The organism is Macrococcus sp. PK, from assembly GCF_022501545.1.
GTDB classification, from domain to species: domain Bacteria; phylum Bacillota; class Bacilli; order Staphylococcales; family Staphylococcaceae; genus Macrococcoides; species Macrococcoides epidermidis.
On record NZ_JAEPRF010000006.1, the window covers coordinates 134,322 to 161,133 of the forward strand.

A 26,812-nucleotide genomic window follows, 5' to 3' on the forward strand; every position below is an offset into this window, starting at 1 on the left:
CTACTCCTTTCACAAGTTGTGTTAAACTCATTGTATATGAAAAAATAAGACATCACAATTAGGATGAATAAAATGGTCAATTATCCAAATGGTAAGCTTTCTAAGTCTTTAGACTTAGTTACAAATACTATAAATAATAGTAAAATTGAATATGGAAAACGTGGTATGAAATTTGAAGATGAAATCGACAACAGCAATCGATATTATCTCCAAAACAATCTGGCAATTATACATAAAAAACCGACACCGATTCAAATCGTAAAAGTAGATTATCCGAAACGTTCGAAAGCAGTAATCAAAGAGGCTTATTTCAGGCGTGCCTCAACAACTGACTATAATGGCATATATAATGGTAAGTATATTGATTTTGAAGCTAAAGTTACCCAAAATAAAACGAGTTTTCCACTGATCAATATACACCAGCATCAAGTTTCACATATGCATCAAGTTTATCGTCATGGCGGTATTGTCTTTATTTTAATTTGCTTTTCCAGTCTTGAAGAAGTATATTTATTACCGTTCGAAAATTTTTATCATTATTGGCAAAGATACAAAGACGATGAAAAGAAATCTATTCAGTTAAAGGAAATTAAAAAAGATGGTATATTGATACCATATACATATCGTCCTAGAATTGATTATTTAAAAGCAATACAATCACTATATTCTATTTAAGATTAATGAGAGAGAGGATTTAAGAATGGCTAAAAAGAAAAAAAGTTTAAAGAAAACGATCTTACAAGTTGTAGGTGTGCTTGTCGCATTATTTACAACGATGGTCGTTGCTGGTATGCTACTGTTTCTATATTATGCATACAATGCTCCGAAATTTAATGAGTCAGCATTACGTGATCAATTACCGACTAAAATTTATGATAAAGATAATAATCTAGTAACCATATTATATATGGGACAAAAACGTGAGAAAGTTAAGTTTGCAGATATTCCAGATACGATGCGCGATGCTGTACTTGCTACTGAAGACAATCGTTTCTATGAACATGGCGCATTAGACTTTAAACGATTAACAGGTGCAGTATTCAAAAACTTTACTGGTGGATTTGGTTCGCAAGGTGCTTCAACTTTGACACAACAAGTAGTTAAACGTTCTTTCTTAACAGATCAAAAATCTATTGAACGTAAAGCACAGGAAGCTTACCTATCTTATCGATTAGAACAAGAGTATGATAAAAATCAAATTTTTGAGATGTATATGAATAAAATTTATTATTCTGATGGTATCTATGGTGTTAAAACAGCAGCTAGATATTATTTTAATAAAGATTTAGATCAACTATCACTTGCTGAATCAGCATATTTAGCTGGACTTCCACAAGTTCCTAACACGTATAATTTATATGACCATCCAGAAGCTGCAGAAAAACGTAAAGATACTGTTTTATATTTAATGAATCGTCATAAACGTATCTCTAAAGCTGAAATGGAACAGGCGCAAGCTGAAGACTTATCAAAAAATTTAGTACCTAGAACAGCTGCGCAACGTCAAAATATAGAAGAAAATGATCCGAAATATGCATCATACGTCAATGTAATAAAACAAGAATTAAAAAATAATAAAGAATTTCAAGGCAAATCATTAAGTGATGTGTTAACTAGCGGATTAAAAATTTATACGAACATGGACAATAATGCACAGATTTCACTGCAAAACAATGTTGATAACATGAATATCTATAAAAACAAATATCAACAAGCAGCATCAACGATTGTTGATACACAAACTGGTGCACTTGTTGCTATAAGTGGTGGGCGTAATTTTACAGACGTCGTTGATAGAAACCTTGCAACAGACGTACATCCAGTTGGTTCAACAATCAAACCATTCTTAAGTTATGGTCCAATTGTCGAAAATGAACAATGGGCAACGAATCATAAAATACAGGATGAATCAGAATACGATATAAATGGTATCAAATTTAAAAACTATGATACGCAAAACCACGGCGTTGTAACAATGCGTGATGCTATCCGTCGTAGTTTAAATATACCGGCATTAAAAATCTTCCAGGAAGTAAAAAAGGAAGCTGGTAATGATGCATCTTATGAATTTGCCAAAAATGTTGGATTAGAATATCAATCAAAAGACTTAGGTCCTGCTGAAGCTTTAGGTGGATCATCTTCTGAGTTCTCTCCTACTCAAATGGCAAGTGCATTCTCTACTTTTGGTAATGGTGGTACATACAACAAAGCGCATGCTATTCGAAAAGTTGTGACACAAGATGATGAAACGATTAAGTTTGACACAGTTTCTGAAAAAGCGATGGAAGACTATACGGCATATATCGTAACGGATATGTTAAAAGGATCATTTGAACCTTTAGGCACAGCTTATGGTAGTAGTATTCCAGGTCTTACACTTGCAGCTAAAACAGGTACAGGTACGTATGGCAATGAAACGTATGAAAAGTACAATTTACCTGACAATGCTGCAAAAGATGTCTGGATTGTAGGATATTCACCACGATATACTATGTCTGTTTGGATGGGGTTCACTAAACTTGCTGAAGGCGGTGCTAATTCATTCGTTGGTCCTGAAGAGCAAGCATTACCAAAATCTTTATTTAAACAAGTAATGAGTGAAATCAGTCCAATAGATGGTCAGGATTTTGCAATGCCTGATTCAGTTGAAAAAATCGGTACAGATGTTAAAGTAAAAGGTCAACAAGATAATAATGATGTTTTAACAGGAAAAAATGATAATTCATCTACTACAGAGTCAGACTCAACGACAACTTTTCCTACAGGTTCTTTAGATGAGCAAACAGAGGCAGCGCGTAATAACAATGAACGTGCTGCTGAAGCTGCTAAGAGAGCCTTAGAAGAAGCAGAACAGGCAGAACAGGATGCGAAGAATCAAATTAATAACCAGTCATCTAGCAACGCTGAAAAAAAAACTTCTAATTCAAAAGACAAGAATAAAAACAACACCACTGAGGTTGTAACAGAAAATATACCTACTACAATGGAAAGAAGAACAGCTGAAACTGTTCCATCTAGCCAATCTGCAGATCAAAAAGCTGCTGCTGACTTGAAAGCAGCGAGTGATAAAGCTGCTGCAGACTTAAAAGCTGCAAGTAATAAAGCTGCTGCTGATTTAAAAGCCGCAAATGAACGGGCAGCACAAAATTTAGGTCAATAAAAAAGAAGCGAAACAATGATGTTATCGCTTCTTTTTTATGCTTTTTATCGCAATTAACTTATTGATTTCAACAAGCATTGTCTTCATTTGCTGATAACCCATAAAATGATGTTTACGCTGTTCAATATACTTTATACGTTCAATAAAATTTAAAGGTCCTATTTGAATACTATCAGCTTTAAGTTCAACATTGGGTTCTAAATCATTTAATGTTCTCATTAAATACAGTAATCCTTCATAATATTCATCAAGTAATTTTATTGCATCAATACTATTCAATGTTCTATTTTTACTGTGCTGATCAATTTGTTCTTCCAGCTCACTCATTCTCTCTTTCATGATACAACCACCTTATGACGTTTCTTACCTTCTCTGCAATCCTTTAACAATGGACATTCAAGACATTTTGGATTGCGCGCTGTACAATGATATCGGCCAAAGAAAATTAATTGATGATGCGTTTTGTTCCATCGTTCTCTCGGAATCTTATTACATAATGTTGCTTCAACCTGCTTTACATTATCTTTCCATTTACATATACCAAGTCTCTTAGATACACGTTCTACATGCGTATCAACAGCAAGTGCAGGAATTCCAAACGCTACTGATACTACTACATTGGCAGTCTTTTGACCAACACCTGGTAATGCAACAAGTTCAGAATGTGTCTGCGGAACTTTTCCATCATATTTATCTATTAAAATACGACATAATGCCTGAATATTTTTTGCTTTATTCTTATATAAACCGATTGAGCGAATATCATCCATTAGCTCCTCAATCGGAACATTTATATAATCTTCTGGTGTTTTGTATTTTTGAAATAACGTTCGAGTTACTTTATTGACAAGAACATCTGTACATTGTGCCGATAATAATACAGCAATTGTTAATTCAAATGGATTGTCATGAACAAGTTCACATTCAGCATCAGGAAACATTTCATCAATAACATCTAACATTTCTAAAGTTTTCTTCTTACTTTTCATATGGATTCTCTCCGTTCACCCAATCAAAAACAGGAATATCAGGTACTGTTTTAGATAGCGTTTTTGACGGCTTATATTCATTACTTACTATTTTTGATTCATCAATCGTCTTAACATTACGTTTTTTCCAGTTCAGTAATATTCGATCGATATATTTAATACTCAGTTTATTATGACTGCTTGCTTCGTTTAAAGCTGTAATAATTAGTGGCGCAGAATGCTGATCTGTATCTATCCAATGAGAAATCGTTTCGATTTCAATAGGTGTTAAAGGTCGTGCAAATGTTGCTTCAAAACGTTCAAATATTTCTTTAAAACTCGTTTGTCGTACATTGACATCGTTAATTTTTTCTTGTTCTTCTTGTAATCTTAATAATTGCGATTCTAATGGTGTTAAATCGTAACGTTCTTCAAATGACACATCATTATATTTTTTTACATCAATTTTTATAAAATCTTTACTGATTAAGTTTTGTAATATCAACATCACTTGCGACTTGTCAACACTCATCGCATTGCTAATTGTCTCAAATGAAGGTAAACTACTTTCATTTGATAATTCTATTATTTTCATGATCATGATGAGTTCTGTTTCACTCATCCCAAGTTGATGATATTGTTCAAAAAGAATACGAGGAATGATGACATCTTGTTTAAATATACTCATTGTTTCCCCCTTGGTGATAGAAAAATCGTACAGATATAAAATTATATCTATACGATTTAATATTATTAATCTATATTAACTTAAATTTTATGGATATAAACGATTCAGTAAACGTGGGAAAGGACTCGTTTCACGAACGTGTTCTACACCTGAAAGCCATGCTACTGTTCGTTCTAATCCTAATCCGAAACCAGAGTGTGGTACACTGCCGTATTTACGTAAATCAGTATAATAACTATACGCAGCCGGATCTAAACCATGTTCTTTAATACGTGATTGAATTAATTCAAGATCCCAAATACGTTCTGAACCTCCAATAATTTCACCGTACCCTTCTGGTGCAATTAAGTCTGCACATTTAACTGTTCCTTCTTCATCAGGATTAGGCTGCATATAGAATGGTTTAATTCCTGTCGGATAGTTTAAAATAAATACAGGTAAATCGTAGTGATTAGCAATTGCTGTTTCATGCGGTGCACCGAAATCATCGCCCCACTCAATATCATCAAATCCTTGTTCTTTTAAGAATTGAATCGCATCAGTATATGATATACGTGGAAACGGTGCTTTTACTTTTTCTAATTTCTCAGTGTCACGACCTAATAATTTTAAGTCTAATTGACAGTTCTTAAGGACTGACTGAACAATATATGAAACATACTGTTCCTGAACTTCTAAACTATCTTCATGTTCGTAAAATGCCATTTCCGGTTCAATCATCCAGAACTCGATTAAGTGTCGACGTGTTTTAGATTTTTCTGCACGGAATGTAGGACCGAATGAAAATACTTTACCGTGTGCCATCGCTGCCGCTTCCATATAAAGTTGTCCTGATTGGCTTAAGAATGCATCTTCTTCAAAATATTTCGTTGCAAATAATTCGCTTGTGCCTTCTGGTGCAGATCCTGTTAAAATCGGTGGATCAATCTTTGTAAATCCATTGTCGTTAAAGAACTCATATGTCGCACGTATAATTTCATTTCGAATTTTCATTACCGCATGCTGACGTTTAGAACGTAACCATAGATGACGATGATCCATTAAGAAGTCTGTACCATGTGCTTTCGGTGTAATAGGATAGTCCACTGATTCATGAATCACTTCTATGCCTGTCACTTCCATTTCATAACCGAAATCTGAACGTTCATCTTCTTTAATTACACCAGTGATATATAAAGATGTCTCCTGCGTAATACCTTTTGCAACTTTAAATAATTCTTCACCAACTGATTCTTTTACGACTACTGCTTGCATAAAACCAGTTCCATCACGTAACTGAAGGAATGCAATTTTACCGCTTGATCGTTTATTTAAAATCCATGAACCGATTGTTACTTCTTTACCTACATATTTACTCGCTTGATTAATCGTTATTTTTGTCATGTTTATTTCTCCATTTTCTCTTCTACGAATTCTTTAATGCGTTTAATCGCTTCATGCATTGAATCTAAATCCGTCGCATAGCTTAATCGAATATTATTTGGTGAACCAAAACCTGATCCAGGAACTACCGCAACTAATTTTTCTTCTAATAATGCAGTCACAAAGTCCTCTGTATTTTCATATCCACAAAGTTCCACAGTTTCACTTACATTAGGATATAGGTAGAATGCACCCTTTGGTTTAATACATTGAATGCCTGGTACCTCCATCAGTTTAGGATAAATCTCATCTAGACGACTTTTGAATATACCATTCATTTCGTTTAAGAAAGTTTTATCTCCATTGTATGCTTCAACGGCTGCCCATTGAGAAGGTGTTGTCGGGTTACTTGTAGAGTGACTTGATAAATCCGTCATCGCTTTAATTAACTTTGCATCTCCACAAGCATAACCGATACGCCACCCTGTCATAGAATGACTCTTTGAAACACCATTGATTACAACTGTTAATGCTTTGATGTCATCATTAAAGCTAGCGATACTCACATGTTCACCATCGTATACAAGTGTTTCATAAATTTCATCTGATACTACGACAATATTATTTTCTACTGCCCAGTCTGCAATTTGTTGTAATTCTTCTTTCGTGTAAACCATTCCACTTGGATTACTAGGTGATGTTATGACAAGTGCTTTTGTTTTGTCTGTTTTCACTTTATTTAGCGCATCAATAGTAACTTTATATTCAGTTGTTTCGTCACTATCAGCATAGATAATTTTACCGCCAGCTAATATTACTTGTTCAGGATAGCTTACCCAATAAGGAATTGGGACAATTACTTCATCTCCCTCATCAAGTAATGCCTGAAATAAATTGTAAAGTGCATGTTTGGCACCACTTGCTACCATAATTTCATTTAATCCATAATCTAAATTATTATCATCTTTTAATTTCTTTTGAATTGCTTCTTTAAGTTGTTTCATTCCACCAGATGGCGTGTATTTCGTTGCACCATTTTGAACGGCTTCGAATGCTTTATCAATAATATTTTGAGGTGTATTAAAATCTGGTTCCCCTGCTGCTAAACCAATAACAGGTTTTCCACTTGCTTTTAATTCATTTGCTTTAGCTGTTATTGCTAAAGTCGTTGATGGTGTTAATTTTTGAACACGTTGTGATAATTCCACGATTCCTCATTCCTCCCAGGATTCATTATAAGAACAGTTTACCAATAATTAAGTCATTTATTAAGTAGTTTAAGCTAGAATTCCGAAAAACTTTTGTAGAGTGTATACATAAATTTCTCAAAATCCTCAATATTACCCTCTTGCTTATTAAGGTTTGAAAGTATATGACTGAATTTAGTTGCATAGCGACTATCTACTATTCTTCTATCAAAACAAATCATCCAACCACGATCTTTTTCGTTCCGAATTAAACGCCCAGTAGCCTGGTGTAGTTTATTGACAGCGATAGGAACCTGATAATCTAAAAACACATCTTCAACTTCATCTTTCATTAGAGCAATATTTAAATCTTTCGGATGCATAAAAGGTAAAGAAACAATCATTACGCATTTTACACCGTCATACTTAAAATCTATACCTTCATAAAATGTTTGCGTAGCGAGCAATACACCTTTTTCTAATTGATTAAATTGCTGATTCAGTTTCGTAGTATTAACATCACTATTTTGCGTCAATATCACTTGGTCAAGTGCTGTTTCATATAAGTAGTCTCTCAAAATTTCAACTTGTTGATAGCTATTTAGTAAGATTAATGCTTTACCATCATAATTGTTTAAATACATCAATATATATTCCAGACACTTTTCAATATACTCTTCCTGTTGTTGATAATTGAAAGGTGGAATATCTGTAGGTATATACAAAGGTGCTTTATATTTTTCAAATGATGCATCAAATTTTATATATTTCTTACTTTCCATAAACAAGTCTGATAAAACGTTATGTTCATTGATTGAATTAATAGTTCCTGAGATAAATATTTTTGATTGAAATGCATCTAAAATATATTTTTCAATCACTTCTTTTACTTTTTGTTCTTTTAAAATAATATGAATGCCTGATTTATTGTGATTATTAAACATGATATAAAGCTCACCATGTAACAATATATTGTTATAACATCGTTCAAAGTTTTCTTTTAAGTTAATAATCATTTTACGTTGGATTGTCGTAATATTAGGTGCAAAAGCAATCGTTGACAGTGTGTGCATTAATTCAAGCATTAAAATAGCTGGTTCATCTGCTTTCTTGATTTCAGCTTGTATAATACGATCTGAATAATAATGTGTAAGCAGGTAATCAAATAACTGTTCATACTTTTCATTTAATTGCTGTAATTCATTATTGATGCTACCGTACTGGAAAAATGTCAAATCATTTAGTTTTTGTTTGTGACTAATAGCACTTTTATCAAATTCCTGCAATGTCTGAGATATTAAATATTTTATATCCTGATATTTCAGTTCAAAAGTTGTGTATTTCAACGCATAATTGAGTATTTGATGTGCTTCATCTATAATAATGTGTTGATAATTTTCAAACACATTATATTTTCGATTAGATAAAAGATGGGCATGATTCGTAATACCAAGATGGGCAGTTTCAGGATAAGGATCGAACAAATAAGTTTCGCTCTGTTTTGGGATATAAAGACTACGCATCAATTCAAAGTAAATTTTACGACCACCATTTAAATTCAGTTGTTCGATATCACCATCGTTACCACTCATTAAAAAGATGATCAACTGCATTTTTAATATGGAAATATCATGATTAATTTTTGAATCCTTTAATAGATAGTCCACAAATTCAAGTGTTAAATAATGATTTTTACTTTTTATAATTTGATAAGGCAAATTAAGACCATTTTCTTTTAAGCGTGCGATATCATAATCAATCATTTGATTTTGTAGCGCTATCGTTGAAGTAGAAACAAGGACTGATTGGTTCGTCTGTGAAATGAAATAGGATGCAGCAATTAAATAACTTAATGTTTTACCACTTCCTAATTCTGCTTCAATTGTTATTTCCGATTGATGTTTTAAACTCTTATATATTTCATATGATAATTGATATTGCTCATCTCTATATATAAAATCCAGTTGCTGTATCGTACTTTCAAAAAATGCTTCGAATGACATATCAATATTTAAACTGTCAATTTGTCTTTGACTTTTAACAAAATTTATACCGTATATTGTTTCATAATCAACCCGATGACTCTTATAATCTCTTATCAAATCAAATAATATTTCATCAAAATTGTATCGAATATGTTTAGCGTAATTATATAATGATTTCAATGTCGTAATGGGTAGTTTACTTAATTTATCTAATGCAATCTTCAATATTTCAGTTGTTGCTATGGCATCATCTATTGCCCGATGTGCATTGGTAAGATTGATATGTAATTGTTCTGCTAAATAAGAAAGTTGATATCTCGACATTTGAGGAAATACTATTTTAAATACATCTACAGTGTCTATAATGTATTTAGGATCATACTTAATATTACACTCTTTAAAATATTTTCTTAAGAAATTCAGGTCAAAATCTACATTATGGGCAACAAAGACACAACCTTCTAATCGTTCCTTAAGTTGAAGAGAGATTGTTTGGAATGTTGGAGCATTCTCGACCATTGTGTTATTTATTTTTGTTAATGATTGAATAAACGGTGGAATTGGCTGGTGCGTGTGTACGAATGAATCAAATGTATCGATAATCTGATTATTTTGCATAATACAGACACCGATTTGAATCATTTCATCCACTTCCAGATTATTCCCTGTTGTTTCTAAATCTACAATAGCATATTTTAATGCCATAATTTACACCTACACTTCTATATCAGCACTTATGAAATGATGGAGTTCTCCAGAGTTATCTATCACAACAAGTACACCATCATCTTTTAAATCAATGGCTTTGCCATAAATTTGTTTATTACCTTCAGTATACCTTAACGTTCTATCCCAAATCATTGAATAGCCTTTATAAACTTCTTTTATCTCTTTAAATGGCAAAGTTAAAAAAGCTTCATAATAGTGTTCAATTGAATCTATTAACGCTTTGATAAAAATATAACGATCGGTCTTTTTTTTAGACTCAAGTTTAAAACTTGTAGCAGTATCTCTAATGCTTTCATCAAAATCTTCGATTGTATGATTGATATTTATACCGATGCCGCAAATGATCGTATGAACACCATCAGAATCTCCATTGATTTCTGTTAAGAAACCACAAACCTTCTTATCATTGATATATACATCATTCGGCCATTTAATTTTTGGTTCAAGCTGTGTTACATTTTTTATCGCTTCAGCGATCGCAATAGAAATAAACAAATTAAACGTGGCAATTTGCTGATAACTAATATTAGGATGTAGCACAAGACTCATCCACAAACCAGTATCACGTTTAGAAGCCCATGGACGTTTAAATCGACCTCTACCAGCTGTCTGAATTTCGCTTAATATAAGTAACGGTTCATCAAATTCCATTAATAATTCGTGTGCTACAGTTTGAGTAGAAGTTACCTCTTCATAGACAAACTGTTTTTGAAATATTGAATCCGTTAATAGATAGGATAATAAATCACTGTCCCAATGATCTGGAACTGACGTAATGCGATATCCTTTATTCTTAATTGATTCAAACGTAAATCCCTGTTGTTTCAATCCTTCAATTGCTTTCCAAATCGCTGTTCGTGAAATGTTGAATTCATCTGCCAGTTTTTGTCCAGAAATATAATAATTTTTATGCAACAATAAATATTCAAGTATATCCTGTTTATATTTAGACATGATTGTTTGCCCACTCCAATATATTTTCTTGTGTATTACTTAGTCGACCTTCTATAACTTCTAATTCAATTTTGTTTATCATCGTCTTTAACCACGGTCCAGGTTTTTTATTCATATGTTTCATTAATACATTACCATCTATTTGTAATTCTCCTCGTGTTCGGATGGGCAATTGCTGGTATGCGTTTTGAATACCATTTATATCTATATTATCCTCAAATAAAATGGCTTCATTTTTAATAAATTGATATACACTTTGTATTAAATTAATATCATAACGATATACAAATGACTTTAAACTCATTTTAGGCTGATTAAAATAATCAAATATCAAGACGCAATCCTTAATATTTTTCTTCTCTTGATTTGAAATTTTAAAGTCTGATATTTTCTGTGTTAAATCATGTCCTTCATTTATTTCACAATTTATAATATACGCAATATAAACGGTAAAATTTACTGGTGTTTCAATCAGATATGCATTGGTATTACCTTTTATCTCTTTAAAGAAAGGTATATAGCCATGTAATGTCTGATAAAACTGATTTAATGCTTTATATACACCTTTACCCATCAATAGCTTCTTCAACTCTACTACTATGCGCTCAATAGAAACTAATGCTATTGTTGAAGCTAATTTATCGAGTGCCAGCATTGTGTTTTTCTCGATATGAAAATCTAAAATACTTTGAAATCTAATTGCACGCATCATACGCAAGGCATCTTCTTCGAAACGATGTGCTGCATTACCTACAGCACGTATTTCTTTATTGATCAAATCATTTTGACCTTCAAAATAATCGATAACTTCGTGTGTCTCACTTAATGCCAGTGCATTAATTGTAAAGTCACGACGTTCTAAATCAGATTTTAGATCGGATACGAACTGTACCTGTTCGGGACGTCGATGATCTATATAATCTCCATCTACACGAAATGTCGTTACCTCAAACTGAAAGTCTCGCCACAATACGATGACTGTACCATGTTCAATACCAACAGGTACAGTCTTTTCAAAAATCTTAATAATATTTTCTGGCAGACAGTTTGTAGTAATATCGATATCATTTACATCTTTTTTCAGTAATAGATTGCGCACAGCACCGCCTACAATATACGCTTCGTAACTATGCTTATGTAATTTTTCAATGACCTCACTTGCGGCGTTTATCATTAAATGTGTTTCGTAATTTAAATGTGATAACTCTAATTTCATAACTACTCCATTATAATTTTTAATTTTTTACTAAAGATTGATAGATTGTTTCGTACTGGTCGGTAATAATCGTTGAATGAAATCTTTTATTAATATCTGCTTTCATCGCTGACTGAAATTCAGCATATAACGAATCATTCGTTAACAATTCAATAGCATATTCGCTCGCTTTGACTGTATCCCCAACTTCAACAATATAACCTGTTTCGTTATGTTTTACTACCTCCTGAATGCCACCTGCAGTCGTTCCGATACAAACAACACCTGTATGCATCGCTTCAAGTAATACTAGCCCAAAACTTTCTTTCTCACTCATCAATAGAAATAAATCAGACATCTGATAATAACTTGCCACTTTATCCTGTTTTCCTAAAAACATGACATCCTCAAGAATACCAAGTTTTTTAGCATAGCTTCTTATTTTTGAGAGTTCTGGACCGTCTCCAAGTAATATAAGCTTTGATTTCAACTTGGCCCTTACTAAACTAAACGTTTTAATAACATCCTGTATGCGTTTTACTTTTCTAAAATTAGATACGTGTATCATCACTTTATAATCATCTGGTATACCGTAGCAAGCTCTCAATGCTTTATTATCAATCGGTTCAAAATCCTTTTCATTGATAAAGTTGTATACGGTTTTGATTTCTTTTTGAGGGCTGATGATATCATAAGTTTCCTTTGTTAAAGCATTACTCACACTTGTGACAATATCGCTTTCTTCAATCCCGAATTTTATCGCACCTTTTAATGTTGAATCGTATCCAAGTACAGTGATATCAGTACCATGTAATGTCGTAACAATACCCACATCTTTTCTGGCAATTTGACGCGCAAGAATCCCACATATTGCATGTGGTACTGCATAATGCATATGCAAAACATCAAGGTCATAAACATTGATAACTTCAGCAATTTTTGTTGCTAGCGTAATATCATAAGGAGGATACTGGAAAACTGAGTATTGATTTACATCAACTTGATGTATTGTAATATTCGGCATTTGAAACTGTATTCTAAATGGCGTGTTAGAAGTAATAAAATGGACTTCATGACCTCTCTCAGCCATCTTTATTCCTAGTTCCGTTGCAATAATACCTGATCCTCCCATTGTTGGATAACATGTTATTCCTATCTTCATAATAACCTCCTATAATGATTCAAAATATGTAATAATCGCTAACGCACTACCTTCATTTGTAGCAAGCGGGACATCATATACATCTGACAATCGCAATAATGCACTAACATCCGGTTCATGTGGTTGCGCTGTTAAAGGGTCTCTAAAGAAAAATATTGCATCTATAGCCTTATTAGCGACTAAAGCACCAATTTCCTGGTCCCCACCGAGTGGTCCTGATTTAAAACGTGTTACATTTAAACCTGTTCTTTCAATAACGCGTAACCCAGTAGTGCCTGTAGCAAATAATTCGTGTTTGCTAAATTCATCGATATGATTTTCAATAAATTGAACTAAAGCATCTTTTTTCTGATCGTGTGCGATAATAGCAAATTTCACTCGGTATCCACCCTTTCAAAGCGATTTTTATCTCTATTATTAAATTTATCCATCGTCTGATTAAAGCTGTTCGTCAAATCGATATTCATCGAGTTAGCAAGACAAATTAATACAAAAAGATTATCTGCTAATTCTAATCCAATCTCTTTTTCTTTTTCGCTTAATTTCTTTTGTTTAGGTCCGTATACATGATTAATTTCTCTTGCTAGTTCTCCAACTTCTTCTGTTAATCTCACCATATTTTCCATCGGAGTAAAATAGCCTAGTTTAAATTGCTTTATATATGCGTCTACTTCCTGTTGCATTTCTATTAATGTTTTCATAATTACCTCCAAAATATTAACAATATTATGTATAATTAATTTTATAAAGGGGGTTAATAAATGCAAAAAACTTTTCAAATTAAAATTATTAATATCATCATGATTCTTATTGGTGCATTTATTTTTAGTTTTGGTATCGTAAATTTTAATATGGCAAACGCACTGACTGAAGGTGGTTTTACCGGTATTGCTTTAATATTATATCATTTATTTCATTTCAGCCCTGCTATATTGAATTTAATCTTTAACATTCCACTTTTCTTTGTAGGTTATAAATTACTCGGTAAACTTTCATTTATCTATACCTTAATTGGTACTTTAAGTGTATCGTTATTTTTAGGTATTTGCGAAAAATATCCTTTACATATAAATTTAAAAGATGATCTTCTACTCGCCAGCTTATTCGGAGGTGTTTTTATCGGAGCAGGGCTCGGCATCATCTTTCGTTTTGGAGGTACAACTGGAGGCGTCGATATACTTGCCAGACTAATGAAAAAATATTTCGAAGTACCTATGGGAAGAACGATGTTCGCTTTCGATTGTCTCGTTATTTTGGCAACGTATTTAACATTAGGTGATTATCGCATTACAATGTATACACTCGTCTGTGTATTTGTTGGAGCGCGCGTCATCGATACAATCCAGGACTCAGGTTACTCTGCACGTGGTGCAATGATTATTTCTGATCAACATCAGGCAATCTCTGATGAAATAAGTAATGTATTAGAACGTGGTGTTACATTAATTTCTGCACATGGACATTATTCTAAAACTAACCGTCCAATTGTTTATTGTGTCGTGCCAAGAAATGAAATCACACGTCTAAAGCAGGTCATTAACAGTATAGATCCACATGCCTTTGTATCATTGCTAGATGTACACGACGTGTTAGGCGAAGGATTTACTTTAGATGAATTTAAAAAGCCGATAGAAAGATAGTATAAAAATTATAAAATATATAATTAAAACCGACCATATCTTTAAATCAACGAATGATTTATAGATATGGTCGGTTTTATAAATTAGTTATATTAATTATAAGTTTCTTAATGATTCAGCATTATTAATCTGAATTTCTTGCCATCATAAAAAATCTTAAGAACTCTGCAACAGCTACTGCAGTCGCTGCAACATATGTCATTGCTGCTGCAGATAAAACAGTTTTAGCATGACGGTATTCTTCTTCATTAACAATATGCAATGCTTCAATCTGGTTCATCGCTCGTTTACTTGCATCAAACTCAACCGGTAATGTAACGATTGAGAATAATACTGCAAATGACATTAACACAACACCAGCCCATATAGCCATTGTTCCAATGCCACCACCTTGTTGGCTCATACCAGTTAATACTGCACCAATCATGATAAGCATGTAGCTAAATGTTGTCCCTAAATTTGCTAATGGTACTAAAGCACTTCGTACTTTAAGCATTCCGTAACCTGTAGCATGCTGAATTGCATGACCAACTTCGTGTGCAGCAATTGCAGTTCCAGCAACACTTGGTTGTCTGAAATTAGATGGACTAAGTACTACAACCTTTTTATTAGGGTCATAATGATCTGATAAGAACCCTTCACCTTCAATAACTCGAACATCTGTAATACCGTTTGCTGCTAAAATTTCTTCAGCTACTTGTTGTCCAGATTTTCCACTTGTAGAACGTACGCGACTATATTTATTATAAGTAGACTTTACTTTATATTGGAAATACATCGGTACTAACATAATGATAATAAAATACAGGATATAACTCATTAATGTATTGCCTCCTTATACTAGATTAGTTTTATTTTATTAAAATGGTCAAAATTAATCAAATATAATGTCCTTATCCATGATGTAAAGTAGTAGCCCAAAACATAATATCGATAACCAGTATGAAAAATATCCAATATGTTGTATGTATTCATTCAACATACTATATACAGGATACTGCATATAGACATAATCTATGACATCATTATGAAATACCCACATTGCAGTAAGTAAAACGTGTTTTAAGCTTATTTTGAATAATGGAAAGAAAAAAAGTGCCTGTATTGCCATTATGGCATGTGATACACACAGCATTAAACCGATAGCTGTCACCTGACCTAATTCAATAAAGGTAAATATATTCATCACTACTGCCCATATGCCATATTTAATAAGCGTGATAAATGCAAGGCATTCAATCAACGGTAAATGTTTTTTTAATAATATAGCAGTAAGTGCGATAATTAAAAATAAAGTAGCTGTCGGACTGTCAGGTACAAAAGGAATAAAGTACCACTTTGTTTCTTCCAATTGCCCCATATACCAATAATATCCGTAAATTGTTCCTAAAAGGTTACACAAAATAATAAAAATAAGAAAAATTTTATTCTGAATCCAGTAATATATTTGGTCGATCATCATGCACCTCATAAAAAAAGAATCATCACATGGATGATTCTTTAGTTATTATTTCTTAAGTGGTTTACCATTTTCGTCAGTTTCTTCTAAACCTTCGATAAATTTACCAACTTCTTTAATTTGTTCTTTTGTTAAAGTATCTTTAAATGATGGCATTGCACCACTACCTTTTTCAACAAAACCTTCAACAGCAGCTGCAGGTAATTGAGATTTAACTAAGTTAGGGCCTGAACCACCAGTTAATTCTCCACCGTGACAACTTGTACAGTTAGATTTAATAATCTTTTCGTACGTTGGATCTTTCTTATCTAAGTTAGTGAATACAATCTTACCTTGCGCTGCTTGTTGTTTCCAATCATGGTAATGAGAAGATTCCCATGTTGTATAGAAGATTATAGCAACTGCAAGTAACATAAATCCAGAAGCTAAAGGACGTTTTGTCCATTTACGCTCAGGGCCTCTGTCTAACCATGGTGCTAACATTAAAGCACCGAAAGCGATACCTGGCATTACAATCGCACCAAATGTATTAAATGGACCTGATGCGTAAGTATATTTTAAGATTTGATATAAGAATAAGAAATACCAGTCAGGTAATGGTGTGTAACCTGTATCTGATGGATCTGCGACACGTTCTAATGGTGATGGATGCGCAACTGTTAAACATAGATATGCAACTAAGAATACTGCACCAGTCATCCATTCTTTTAATAAGAAATCAGGCCAGAAACTTTCTGTTTTACCTGGAAATTCTGAATAATCTCGATTTAATTTTGGTTTCTCATAAGATTTAATACGAGAATCACCAACAAACTTCATACCTTTTCCGCGATGCATCTATATTACCTCCTTTTATAGTGTATTCGTGTTTATAGTGGCCCCGAAATACCTTGTTTTCTGATCATGATAAAGTGAGCTGCTAACAACGCGAATAAACATGCAGGCAAGAAGAATACATGAATAGCGAAGAATCGCGTTAATGTTTGTGCACCGACAATTTGTGGATCACCGGCTAATAATGTTTTAACCCATGGACCAATAAACGGTACAGATTCTGCAATTTGTAAACCTACTTTTGTAGCAAATAATGCTTTCATATCCCAAGGTAATAGATAACCTGTAAATGATAATCCTAACATTACGAAGAAAATTAATACGCCGACTAACCAGTTTAATTCACGAGGTTGTTTATAACTACCTGTAAAGAATACACGAAGCGTATGTAAGAACATCATGACTACAACTAAACTTGCACCCCAGTGATGCATACCACGTACAATAACACCAGCTGCAACATCATTCTGTAAATAATAAACTGATTTCCATGCATTTACGATATCTGGTACGTAGTACATTGTTAAGAACATACCTGATAATACTTGAATTACTGTGATGAAAAACGTTAAACCACCAAAACAATAAACGAATGCAGAAAAGTGATAAGCAGGGTTAACATGCTCAGGCACCTCATGATCTGCGATATCGCGCCAAATTGGTGTAATATCAAGTCTGTCATCGACCCAATCATAGATTTTATCGATCATTTTTTACCCTCCTATTTCACTAATTCATTTGGATGTTTTTTACCGATTGTAAGCATACCGCCTTTATCACCAGTTTCATACTGATCTAAAGGTCCAAGTGGTGGTGTACCAGGAACATTTGCCCCATTCTTCTCGTAACGACCATTATGACATGGACAGAAGAATTGGTTTGGATTTGATTTATCACCGTTCCATGTTACTGTACAACCTAAATGTTTACAAACTGGAGACATTGCAATAATGTTTTCCCCATCTTTATAAACCCATGCAAAATCTGTTACTTCGCTCGTATACCATGCATCTTTTTGTTCGTATTTGAAATCCACTTTCGTTGGTTCCTCAGTGATTTCCGAAACTTTAAGGCTAGTCGTAATCATATCTCCTGCAGCTCCAGATTTAAACACAGGATCTAATGCGAAACGCCCCAATGGCATAACCATACCAGCAGCCATAAATGATCCAACTCCCATTAAGGAATAGTTTAAAAATTGGCGTCTTGTGACACGTTGGCTCATTTAATTTTCCCCCCTCTAACGCGATTCTTTTATATAAAATATACTAGGACATATCAATTTTAGCTTATTAAGGTGGCTTGGTCAATAAGATGTCACAATTTATGTAATAAAATTGTCATTATTTATTCCATAAAATAATAATTGATTTCATCAATGATTTGATGTTCTCTTGTACGAACTCCTGTTTCATTTCATGGTCTAATGTTTCTAATGGTAAAATATTTATTTTATGTACATTTTCTTTTTCAAGATTAAATTTTTGTGGTATCACAAATACCAGGTTTTTAAATCCGAATGTTTGTAATTGTGATTCGATAGTATCAAGGATTTTAATATCATCTATGAGCTGAATAGGTGGTACTACTAACAGACGACCTTTAAATTGTTGTTCTACTCCCATCGTTACATATTGAATCATTTCATAATGATCAGCGATATCCATCAAATGTTTTGAGTAATCCACCGGTACAACTGGAATAATTGCAGTGTCGATATATTCAAGTTGATCCTGCAAAGTTTTTAGATCCTGATGATTAAATAACATGTTTTCTTTTCTCCTCTAAATCCATTTTTAATTGCGTAAGCATTGCAAAACGTTTTTGGTTTTTTGTGAGCAAAGTGTCTTCAATGGCGAAACGAATTTGCTCTGTCAAATATTCATATAATTTTTGATTCGTAAAAATCTCATACAAATCCATCTTTAATTCAAAATATTCAACGTTCAAATCATTTTCGTCCATTACTAAAAAATCTATTTGATACATTAGCTCCTGCTGACAAAGAATATCATACTTTAAATCACTAAATAATATATTCACATATAATAATTTATCGTTATTTAGCAGATAATGAAAAATGACATCACTATCTGTATAAATGCCATGACTTAAGATCAAATGCACCTTAAAATGATTAAAAATGATTAACTGATCTTTTAGTTGGGTCGTTTTTTTAAATTGTATATGTTCTAAAATATTTGGTTTATCTTTTATCAAATTAAGTAACCACACTGTATTTTTATCATGAATTTCATATTGATTGAGTAAATACTTTATGAATCCACTACGTTCATCAATCATATTGTAATTCATTTAGCATCAATATCCGAATTCGGGTCGATTTGAAGTATTAACGCATACAATTGTTCGGCAAGATTTACATCTGCAATCTCACGTGCATAGTTATAATAATCCGTTAAGAATTGCGTATTGTCTTTTAGCACATTATAGCTTTCGGCATAAAAATGTTTCGCTTCTGTATCTTTTTCTAATTGTTGATAACTAAAAGCCAGATGCCACATCACTGTTGGATCTAAATCTTCTTCGTCTATATATGCAAATAATTTCACAAGATCTTCATATGCTTCTTCTTCTCTATAGTAATCAGCAAGTAATAATGATGCTTCAACATATGATGGATCTATTGTTAACGCCTGAATTAAATATTCAACCCCCTTTTCATTATGCATCTTAATCATGATGCGTCCTGTATCAACAAGCAACTCTTTATAAAACTCATTTAAACATAAACCTTTTTGTCCTACAATGATTGCATCATTGTATTTACGTTCGCTTTCTAACAAGTTTACGAGTAATAAATAAGCCTGCATATAATCCGGATCTTTATCTAATAAGGTTTGCAATGTTTGAATACTGCGTTCTATTCGATCTGCTTTCTGATAACTGATCGCCATCTTGAAATAATCATCACTTAGCATATCTTTATCATCTATTTTTTCGTAATGTTCTACCGCTTCTTCATAGTCACCTGATTGAAGTACACAATCAGCTAAGCGTGATTGAATATTAACATTATTTACGCGATCTATACCATTACTCATCAAATACTCATAGTTGCGCGCTGCTGGTAAATACTGCCCGTCAAAATAATATAGTTCAGCGAGTGCGAAGCTAATGATTGGATCCTCACTAGACATCGAATATGCATGTTTAACTTTTTCAATCGCGACTTCAAGCATATCCTGCTGTTGATAGATATCAGCTTCTAACATTAAACGTTCTACAGTTAGTGGTGTATTATGTAGTACCTCTATCGCCTTATCATGTTGATTATCGTCAATTAAACATTCAATATAATAAGCCATAACATCTGGTTCATCAGGATACAGCTCAAATAATCTTGCGAACACCTTCAATCCTTGTGGATTAAGGCCATATTGCAATAATGTATCCCCGAGTTGAAATAAAGCGTCATGATCATCAGTAAATAGTGCACCGTCAATTGATTCGTCCAGGTTGTCCAAATTTTGCAGATGAATCTGATCAATGATCTGATAAATATCCATTAGTTTCCTCCTTGTAGTGTTCTTAAATCATCCATAAATGATGGATACGATATATTAACTGCTTCAAAATGATCAATTTCAATATCTTCATTTTCTAATAAATTCGCAATTGCAAGCAGCATACCAATACGATGATCATTAAAAGATGAAAATCGCGTGTTTAGCATCGATTCTTTTTCATGCCCATAAATTATCATACCATCATCAGTAGCTTGTAAATGATAACCGAGCTGATTCAAACTTTCAACTACCTTGTCTATTCTGTTCGTTTCCTTTACCTTCAATTCTTCTGCATCACGTATCACACTTCTGCCATGTGCCTGTGTCATCAATAATGCAATAATCGGTATTTCATCAATTAGTGTTGGCATCATATCTCCATAAACATCTATTGCATTTAACTGGGCTGTATATTTCACCTCTATATCGCATATCGGTTCCGCACCGTCAGAAACAGAATTTAAAGAAATTTGTCCACCCATTGCCTGTACAACTTCAATAATACCAGAACGTGTAATATTTGTTCCTACATTTCTGATGACAATATGACTTCCGGGAATGATTAAACCGGCTACTATAAAGAATGCAGCAGAAGAAATATCACCAGGCACTTGTACATCAGTAGTTACTAACTTATCTATGGAATGAGCTGGTAAGTGAATATAATCATCTTGTTTCTCAACTTCAACACCAAACTGTTGAAACATGAGTTCTGTGTGGTTACGTGAAGTCACCTGCTCTTTTATCCTTACATCGCTTTCTGCATACAAACCTGCAAATAATATTGCTGACTTAACTTGAGCACTTTTAACCTGCATATCATATGTCATCCCATTAATATTAACATCATTATTCATGCTATTGATAACAAGCGGTGTACGACTATTATTTTGACTACCAGTAATATCCACACCCATTAAACGCAATGGATCAATGACACGATCCATCGGTCTTTTTGCTATTGAATCATCACCACTCATCACAGACATAAATGGCAGCCCGGCAAGTACACCTGACAATAAACGTGTCGTTGTGCCTGAATTACCAGTGTCCAGCACTTGTGTTGGTTCAACAAAATTACGATAACCTTGCGCGTTAATTATTATTTCTTTATTTACTTCATCAATCTGAATATCCACGCCTAACTTTCGGAAAATATTTATCGTACTTAAACAATCTTCACCTAATAAAGGGTCTATAATTTTCATTTTTCCTGTCGATAAACTACCTAAGATAATTGCACGATGTGTGATCGACTTATCGCCAGGTACTTTTATCTCGCCTGTTAATCCTTTACTATTCACCATAACAACTCCTTAATACAGTAACCCAGCGCTCAAAAGACTTTTTCAATGTGCCGTATTCAAATGATTTCAAATAAAACACATCTTCTAAATGACCTTGTCGTTGTTTCATGACAACAAAACTAATACTTTCAGTTTCATTTTTCTTATCTTTACTGAGCAGTGCGTAATAATGTTCAAATGATTTCACTTCTACTTCTGGAAACCCTAGCTGAATCAGCCAATGATAAAACTTTTCGATTACATTTTCTTTATAACCACTTAAAATAAGCGCATACATCATCCCATGTATAACAGCAATACCATGTGGCAATTTGTGCGAAAATTCTAAAGCATGACCTAACGTATGTCCAAAGTTTAAATATTTACGTACGCCACTTTCTAACTCATCACGCTCTACGATATTCAGTTTTGTTTGAATGCCATAAGTAATCCATGTTTGCATTTTATTCATTTCTTTTAAATCATCCAGTTTATTAAATACCTGCATTAATCTTGATAAATCATCATTTACGATATCACTTATCTGATTTACTTTGTAATTCCCATTCAATAATACGTGCTTCAAGATTTCAGCAAACCCACTTAAAAGCTCAGCATCATTTAAAGTATTCAAAAAAGAAATATCATATATCACTATATCAGGTCGTTTAAATGCACCGATTAAGTTCTTACCATTGTTAGAATTAATTCCAGTCTTACCTCCAATTGCTGCATCATGAGCTAATATCGTAGTCGGTACCTGAATAAACGAGATACCGCGTAATAAACTTGCAGCAACATAGCCTGTGAAATCTCCTGTAGCCCCTCCACCGATAGCAAGCAAGCAATCATTACGTTTAATATTCTTTTCAAGCAAATACTCAACAATTACACCAAAATAATGCATTGTCTTCACACTTTCGCCTGATGGAATCAACACTTTTTCAATAGCATATCTTTTCAGGAATGTGTCTATTTTTGATTTGTGAAGACGATACACATTAGTATCGATTAATGCGTAGCATTTGTGATAAGAACTAAGATCATATTCTTGTTCCAGTGCATTTTCTGAAACAATAATCTCATAATTTTTCACCTTATGGTCCGCCTGATAATTTGTAATGAGTTTCATCTAGAACTCCTTAATATAAGTTTTGTGACGTTCAATATTATCTTGTAATTGTGCTAAATCATTGGATTGAAACTCATCTAGTATTTCTTTCGCAATCTCAAAAGCAACAGCATGTTCACATACAATTGATGCTGCTGGCACAGCACAGCTATCACTGCGTTCTATAGAAGCTTTATATACTTCCTTTGTATTAATATCGACTGAATCAAGCGGTTTGTATAGTGTAGGGATAGGCTTCATTACAGCATTAACGATAATTGGCATGCCATTGGTCATCCCGCCTTCAAATCCTCCAAGCTGATTAGATAAGCGATAATATCCTGACTTATCATAACCAATGGGATCCTGCACTTGACTACCAGGTAAATGCTTCATATCATAGCCTGCACCAAATGACACTGCTTTAAAGGCGTTAATACTTATCACAGATTGCGCCACTTTACCGTCTAATTTACGATCGTAATGTACATAGCTTCCTAAACCAGCTGGAACGTTCTCTACGATAACCTGTACTTCACCGCCGATAGAATCCCCATTTGATTTTGCCTGATCGATTGTATCTCGCATCTGTTGTGCAACATTGTCATCTATACAACGCACATCATTATTATCATTATTTTCTTTAATCGTATGAATTGGATAATCGTTATTATCTCTAGCACCACCAATTTCAACGACACGTGAAAATATATCAATACCCAGCTGACGCAATAACACTTTACAGACAGCACCTACTGCAACACGCGCAGCCGTTTCACGTGCACTAGAACGTTCTAACACATTACGGAGATCACGATGACGATATTTCATGCCGCCTACTAAATCAGCATGTCCTGGACGTGGTTTGGTTATAACACGTTTTACAGGTTCTGTATCATCTTTTGGATCTACACCCATCACTTTCAACCAATGTTTATGATCATCATTTGTAATCACTAAAGTAATCGGTGAGCCAAGTGTAACACCATGCCTCACACCAGAAGTTATCTCTACAGTATCTTTTTCAATCTGCATACGTCTACCTCGGCCATAACCACCTTGACGTTTAAATAATTCCTGATTGATCTTATCGCTTGAAAGCTGCATGTTAGAAGGCATACCTTCTATAATGATAGTGAGTTTAGGACCATGTGATTCTCCCGCTGTTAAAAATCTCAAAATAATCGCTCCTTAATATTTATCATTACTAAATCTTATCAAATATATGCTTGTTTCTCCAATGTATTATATTTAAATCCAAATAAAAAAAAGACAGTCATCAAAATGATAACTGTCTATCTTATGAATTAATACACCCAAGTAGATGTAACTAAGTTGTAATCTATAATTTCTTCTTGTTTGAACCATAATGCGATTTCTTTTTCCGCCGATGCTACTGAATCAGAACCGTGGATAATATTTTTACCAACTGTCATACCATAGTCACCACGAATTGTTCCTGGTGCACTTTCAGCAGGATTAGTTTTACCAACTAATGTACGTCCAATTTCCACTACATTCTCCCCTTCTAAAACCATTGCAAAAACTGGTCCAGAAGTAATGAAATCAACTAATTCTCCGAAGAAAGGTTTTTCACTATGTTCACCATAATGTGTCTTTGCTAAATCTTCAGACACTGTCATTAATTTAGCACCTACAATTTTAATCCCTTTGTTTTCGATGCGTTTTACGATTTCTCCAACAAGTCCTCGTCCTACGCCATCAGGTTTAATCATTAAGAAAGTTTTTTCCATTATTTATCCCTACCTCATTGTTTTTTGTGTAGCCTAGAATATTTTATCATTGTAAGCGATTTCTTTCAATTCCTAATATACACGGTAAAGCATTTTTTCATGTATTTCCAGAAGATGCTTTTTTTCTTCGCTATCTGGTAATTGATTTAAATGATATCTTGCTTTCTCCGCATACTGTTTACTTAAGCGTTTAGTAGCTTCAATGCCATAACTTCTAACATTGATGATAATGAATTCAAATATCGCTTCGTTTTGTTTATTTTCCAGATTGATGATAGTTTGTTCTAACTTTAATCTTTTAGGATTATCTTTATTATTTATAGCTGCCATTAATGGATATGTGATATGTCCATTACGAATATCGCTAGCAACTGGCTTACCTAATGTTATTTCATCACTTGTATAATCCAACATATCATCTATAATCTGATAGCTCATGCCGATATAATGCCCAAATTTGCGAATATGAAATAATGATGATCGTTCAACATAAGTACTCATCGCACCAAGTACACAACTGGCTTCAATTAATATCGCAGTTTTACGATTAATACGACGTAAATATTGTGTAAATGATATTGGATATTGGAATCGATCTGCCATCTGATCAAACTCTCCGAAACATACTTCCAGAATGGTCTGACTAAATACTTTATGAAAATCTGTTTGATTAATATCACTAATATTTATTAATGCTTTAGCCAGTAAAAAGTGACCTGTTCGAAGTGCAATATCTTTATCAAATGCAGTATGGACACTCATTACGCCACGACGTTTATCACTATTGTCAATATAGTCATCATGAACTAAACTTGCCATATGAATTAATTCTAAGCTTACAGCAGTATTTAATAGATTTTCATAATATTTATCATCACCCATCAGACCCGTTAGTAAGACAAACATCGGTCTGACACGTTTGCCACCTGATTGCAATGTATGCATACTTGCCTGTTGTATCACATTTGAGTTGCTATGGATAACTTGATTCAAATGCGCTTCAACTCTTGTGATATGTGGTTTTAAATATGACTTATAACTCATTGCAACCATCCATTTCTTTTATTATTTCTTAGGTTTGTAAGCTTTATGCATCGCACTTACGCCACCAGTAAATCCTTTAAATTTAATATGGGTAAAACCCACACCTGCCATTAATTTTGCTAATGTATATTTATCAGGGAAATCAAAAGCTGATTGTTGTAACCAGCTATATTCTTTCATTGATTTTGCAAATACTTTTCCAAACAATGGCATAACATATTTGAAATACAACGTATAACCTTCTTTAAAAACAGGCATGGTTGGATGACTTGTTTCTAAAATCACAATCATGCCACCTGGTTTTAAGACACGATAAATTTCTGCCAATCCTTTTTCAAAGTCCGGTAAGTTTCTTAAACCAAATCCAATGGTTACATAATCAAATTGATTATCTTCAAAAGGCATATCCATTGCATTTCCATGAATCAGCTCTATATTGTCATAGCCCTTTACTTTCGTCTTCGCTACTTCGAGCATATTCTCACTAAAGTCAAGGCCGGTTACGTGACCGCCTGGTCCAACCGCATTAGCCATCTGTATCGTCCAGTCACCTGTACCGCAACAAACATCTAAAGCTTTCGACCCTTTTTTCACTTTCATTTGCTTCATCGTATATTTACGCCATTCTTTATGTTGATTGAAACTAATAATGTCATTTAATTTATCATATTTTGTTGAAACGTTTTGAAAGACGTTATGTACCATTTCAGTTTTTTCTTCGCTTGTCATTGGTTTTGACATTTAAGCCACCACTTTCATTTATG

General features: G+C 33.4%; 28 protein-coding genes. 3 read left to right on the forward strand and 25 right to left on the reverse strand.

Annotated features, from left to right (window positions below; all coding sequences use genetic code 11):
- Positions 1-72: 72 nt before the first annotated feature.
- Together recU and JJJ02_RS05420 are read left to right on the forward strand one after the other, a co-directional pair.
- On the forward strand, positions 73-675 hold the full coding sequence (gene recU / locus JJJ02_RS05415) for a Holliday junction resolvase RecU (protein WP_240837870.1): 603 nt from the start codon (positions 73-75) through the stop codon (positions 673-675).
- A 25-nt stretch (positions 676-700) separates the two neighbouring features.
- Positions 701-3,160, forward strand: coding sequence for a transglycosylase domain-containing protein (locus JJJ02_RS05420; RefSeq protein WP_240837872.1), 2,460 nt, complete (start codon positions 701-703; stop codon positions 3,158-3,160).
- 21 nt (positions 3,161-3,181) lie between these two features.
- Here JJJ02_RS05420 and JJJ02_RS05425 read toward each other — a convergent pair whose 3' ends face one another.
- From JJJ02_RS05425 to JJJ02_RS05475, 11 genes are all read right to left on the reverse strand, one after another.
- Entirely contained in the window at positions 3,182-3,499 is a 318-nt protein-coding gene (locus JJJ02_RS05425) for a YpoC family protein (protein ID WP_239243010.1), read from the reverse strand.
- Entirely contained in the window at positions 3,496-4,149 is a 654-nt protein-coding gene (gene nth / locus JJJ02_RS05430; protein WP_240837874.1) for an endonuclease III, read from the reverse strand. Before nth ends, JJJ02_RS05425 begins: the two co-directional genes overlap by 4 nt.
- Positions 4,139-4,816 carry a DnaD domain protein gene (locus JJJ02_RS05435; protein ID WP_240837876.1) on the reverse strand — a complete coding sequence of 226 codons (678 nt, stop codon included), beginning with the start codon at positions 4,814-4,816 and terminating at the stop codon, positions 4,139-4,141. Before JJJ02_RS05435 ends, nth begins: the two co-directional genes overlap by 11 nt.
- Before the next feature lie 87 nt (positions 4,817-4,903).
- Positions 4,904-6,199, reverse strand: a complete 1,296-nt coding sequence (gene asnS, locus JJJ02_RS05440) for an asparagine--tRNA ligase (protein WP_240837878.1) — start codon at positions 6,197-6,199, stop codon at positions 4,904-4,906.
- 2 nt (positions 6,200-6,201) lie between these two features.
- The gene (locus JJJ02_RS05445) at positions 6,202-7,386 is read right to left on the reverse strand and encodes a pyridoxal phosphate-dependent aminotransferase (protein WP_240837880.1); all 1,185 of its coding nucleotides are present in this window, start codon (positions 7,384-7,386) and stop codon (positions 6,202-6,204) included.
- A gap of 74 nt (positions 7,387-7,460) precedes the next feature.
- Positions 7,461-10,055, reverse strand: a complete 2,595-nt coding sequence (locus tag JJJ02_RS05450) for a helicase C-terminal domain-containing protein (RefSeq protein WP_240837882.1) — start codon at positions 10,053-10,055, stop codon at positions 7,461-7,463.
- Positions 10,056-10,064: 9 nt separating this feature from the next.
- A complete protein-coding gene (locus tag JJJ02_RS05455) occupies positions 10,065-11,033 on the reverse strand; it encodes a biotin--[acetyl-CoA-carboxylase] ligase (RefSeq protein ID WP_240837884.1) in 969 nt (322 codons plus the stop codon).
- On the reverse strand, positions 11,026-12,249 hold the full coding sequence (locus tag JJJ02_RS05460; RefSeq protein ID WP_239243014.1) for a CCA tRNA nucleotidyltransferase: 1,224 nt from the start codon (positions 12,247-12,249) through the stop codon (positions 11,026-11,028). Before JJJ02_RS05460 ends, JJJ02_RS05455 begins: the two co-directional genes overlap by 8 nt.
- 19 nt (positions 12,250-12,268) lie before the next feature.
- Positions 12,269-13,390 carry an N-acetyl-alpha-D-glucosaminyl L-malate synthase BshA gene (gene bshA / locus JJJ02_RS05465; protein ID WP_239243015.1) on the reverse strand — a complete coding sequence of 374 codons (1,122 nt, stop codon included), beginning with the start codon at positions 13,388-13,390 and terminating at the stop codon, positions 12,269-12,271.
- Positions 13,391-13,399: 9 nt separating this feature from the next.
- Entirely contained in the window at positions 13,400-13,768 is a 369-nt protein-coding gene (mgsA, locus tag JJJ02_RS05470) for a methylglyoxal synthase (RefSeq protein ID WP_239243016.1), read from the reverse strand.
- A complete protein-coding gene (locus tag JJJ02_RS05475) occupies positions 13,765-14,091 on the reverse strand; it encodes a nucleotide pyrophosphohydrolase (protein ID WP_239243017.1) in 327 nt (108 codons plus the stop codon). The genes mgsA and JJJ02_RS05475 overlap by 4 nt, the downstream gene beginning before the upstream one ends.
- Before the next feature lie 60 nt (positions 14,092-14,151).
- Here JJJ02_RS05475 and JJJ02_RS05480 point away from each other — a divergent pair, with 60 nt between their 5' ends.
- Positions 14,152-15,030, forward strand: a complete 879-nt coding sequence (locus tag JJJ02_RS05480; protein WP_239243018.1) for a YitT family protein — start codon at positions 14,152-14,154, stop codon at positions 15,028-15,030.
- A 124-nt stretch (positions 15,031-15,154) separates the two neighbouring features.
- Here the strand turns inward: JJJ02_RS05480 and JJJ02_RS05485 are convergent, their stop codons facing one another.
- The 14 genes from JJJ02_RS05485 to JJJ02_RS05550 all read right to left on the reverse strand — a co-directional run bounded on the left by JJJ02_RS05485 (position 15,155) and on the right by JJJ02_RS05550 (position 26,777).
- Positions 15,155-15,850, reverse strand: a complete 696-nt coding sequence (locus tag JJJ02_RS05485; protein ID WP_111744944.1) for a zinc metallopeptidase — start codon at positions 15,848-15,850, stop codon at positions 15,155-15,157.
- 54 nt (positions 15,851-15,904) lie between these two features.
- The gene (locus JJJ02_RS05490; protein ID WP_396614720.1) at positions 15,905-16,489 is read right to left on the reverse strand and encodes a DUF1405 domain-containing protein; all 585 of its coding nucleotides are present in this window, start codon (positions 16,487-16,489) and stop codon (positions 15,905-15,907) included.
- Between the two features lie 48 nt (positions 16,490-16,537).
- Positions 16,538-17,326, reverse strand: coding sequence for a menaquinol-cytochrome c reductase cytochrome b/c subunit (locus JJJ02_RS05495; RefSeq protein ID WP_239243020.1), 789 nt, complete (start codon positions 17,324-17,326; stop codon positions 16,538-16,540).
- A gap of 32 nt (positions 17,327-17,358) precedes the next feature.
- Complete coding sequence (qcrB, locus tag JJJ02_RS05500) at positions 17,359-18,033, reverse strand: menaquinol-cytochrome c reductase cytochrome b subunit (RefSeq protein WP_239243021.1); 675 nt, start codon at positions 18,031-18,033, stop codon at positions 17,359-17,361.
- 11 nt (positions 18,034-18,044) lie between these two features.
- Complete coding sequence (locus JJJ02_RS05505) at positions 18,045-18,548, reverse strand: QcrA and Rieske domain-containing protein (protein ID WP_099578198.1); 504 nt, start codon at positions 18,546-18,548, stop codon at positions 18,045-18,047.
- 118 nt (positions 18,549-18,666) lie between these two features.
- The gene (locus JJJ02_RS05510; RefSeq protein WP_111715018.1) at positions 18,667-19,092 is read right to left on the reverse strand and encodes a DUF2487 family protein; all 426 of its coding nucleotides are present in this window, start codon (positions 19,090-19,092) and stop codon (positions 18,667-18,669) included.
- On the reverse strand, positions 19,082-19,639 hold the full coding sequence (locus tag JJJ02_RS05515; RefSeq protein ID WP_239243022.1) for a YpiB family protein: 558 nt from the start codon (positions 19,637-19,639) through the stop codon (positions 19,082-19,084). The genes JJJ02_RS05510 and JJJ02_RS05515 overlap by 11 nt, the downstream gene beginning before the upstream one ends.
- The gene (locus JJJ02_RS05520; RefSeq protein WP_240837888.1) at positions 19,636-20,853 is read right to left on the reverse strand and encodes a tetratricopeptide repeat protein; all 1,218 of its coding nucleotides are present in this window, start codon (positions 20,851-20,853) and stop codon (positions 19,636-19,638) included. Before JJJ02_RS05520 ends, JJJ02_RS05515 begins: the two co-directional genes overlap by 4 nt.
- Entirely contained in the window at positions 20,853-22,160 is a 1,308-nt protein-coding gene (aroA, locus tag JJJ02_RS05525) for a 3-phosphoshikimate 1-carboxyvinyltransferase (protein WP_240837890.1), read from the reverse strand. The genes JJJ02_RS05520 and aroA overlap by 1 nt, the downstream gene beginning before the upstream one ends.
- Entirely contained in the window at positions 22,150-23,271 is a 1,122-nt protein-coding gene (gene aroB / locus JJJ02_RS05530; RefSeq protein WP_240837892.1) for a 3-dehydroquinate synthase, read from the reverse strand. Before aroB ends, aroA begins: the two co-directional genes overlap by 11 nt.
- The gene (gene aroC, locus JJJ02_RS05535; RefSeq protein WP_240837894.1) at positions 23,272-24,429 is read right to left on the reverse strand and encodes a chorismate synthase; all 1,158 of its coding nucleotides are present in this window, start codon (positions 24,427-24,429) and stop codon (positions 23,272-23,274) included.
- 128 nt (positions 24,430-24,557) lie between these two features.
- Entirely contained in the window at positions 24,558-25,004 is a 447-nt protein-coding gene (ndk, locus tag JJJ02_RS05540) for a nucleoside-diphosphate kinase (protein ID WP_240837896.1), read from the reverse strand.
- A gap of 72 nt (positions 25,005-25,076) precedes the next feature.
- Positions 25,077-26,048 (reverse strand): hexaprenyl-diphosphate synthase large subunit, encoded by a 972-nt coding sequence (gene hexs-b / locus JJJ02_RS05545; protein ID WP_240837898.1) that lies wholly within the window; start codon positions 26,046-26,048, stop codon positions 25,077-25,079.
- A gap of 21 nt (positions 26,049-26,069) precedes the next feature.
- Positions 26,070-26,777, reverse strand: coding sequence for a demethylmenaquinone methyltransferase (locus JJJ02_RS05550; RefSeq protein WP_239243065.1), 708 nt, complete (start codon positions 26,775-26,777; stop codon positions 26,070-26,072).
- Between the last annotated feature and the right edge of the window lie 35 nt (positions 26,778-26,812).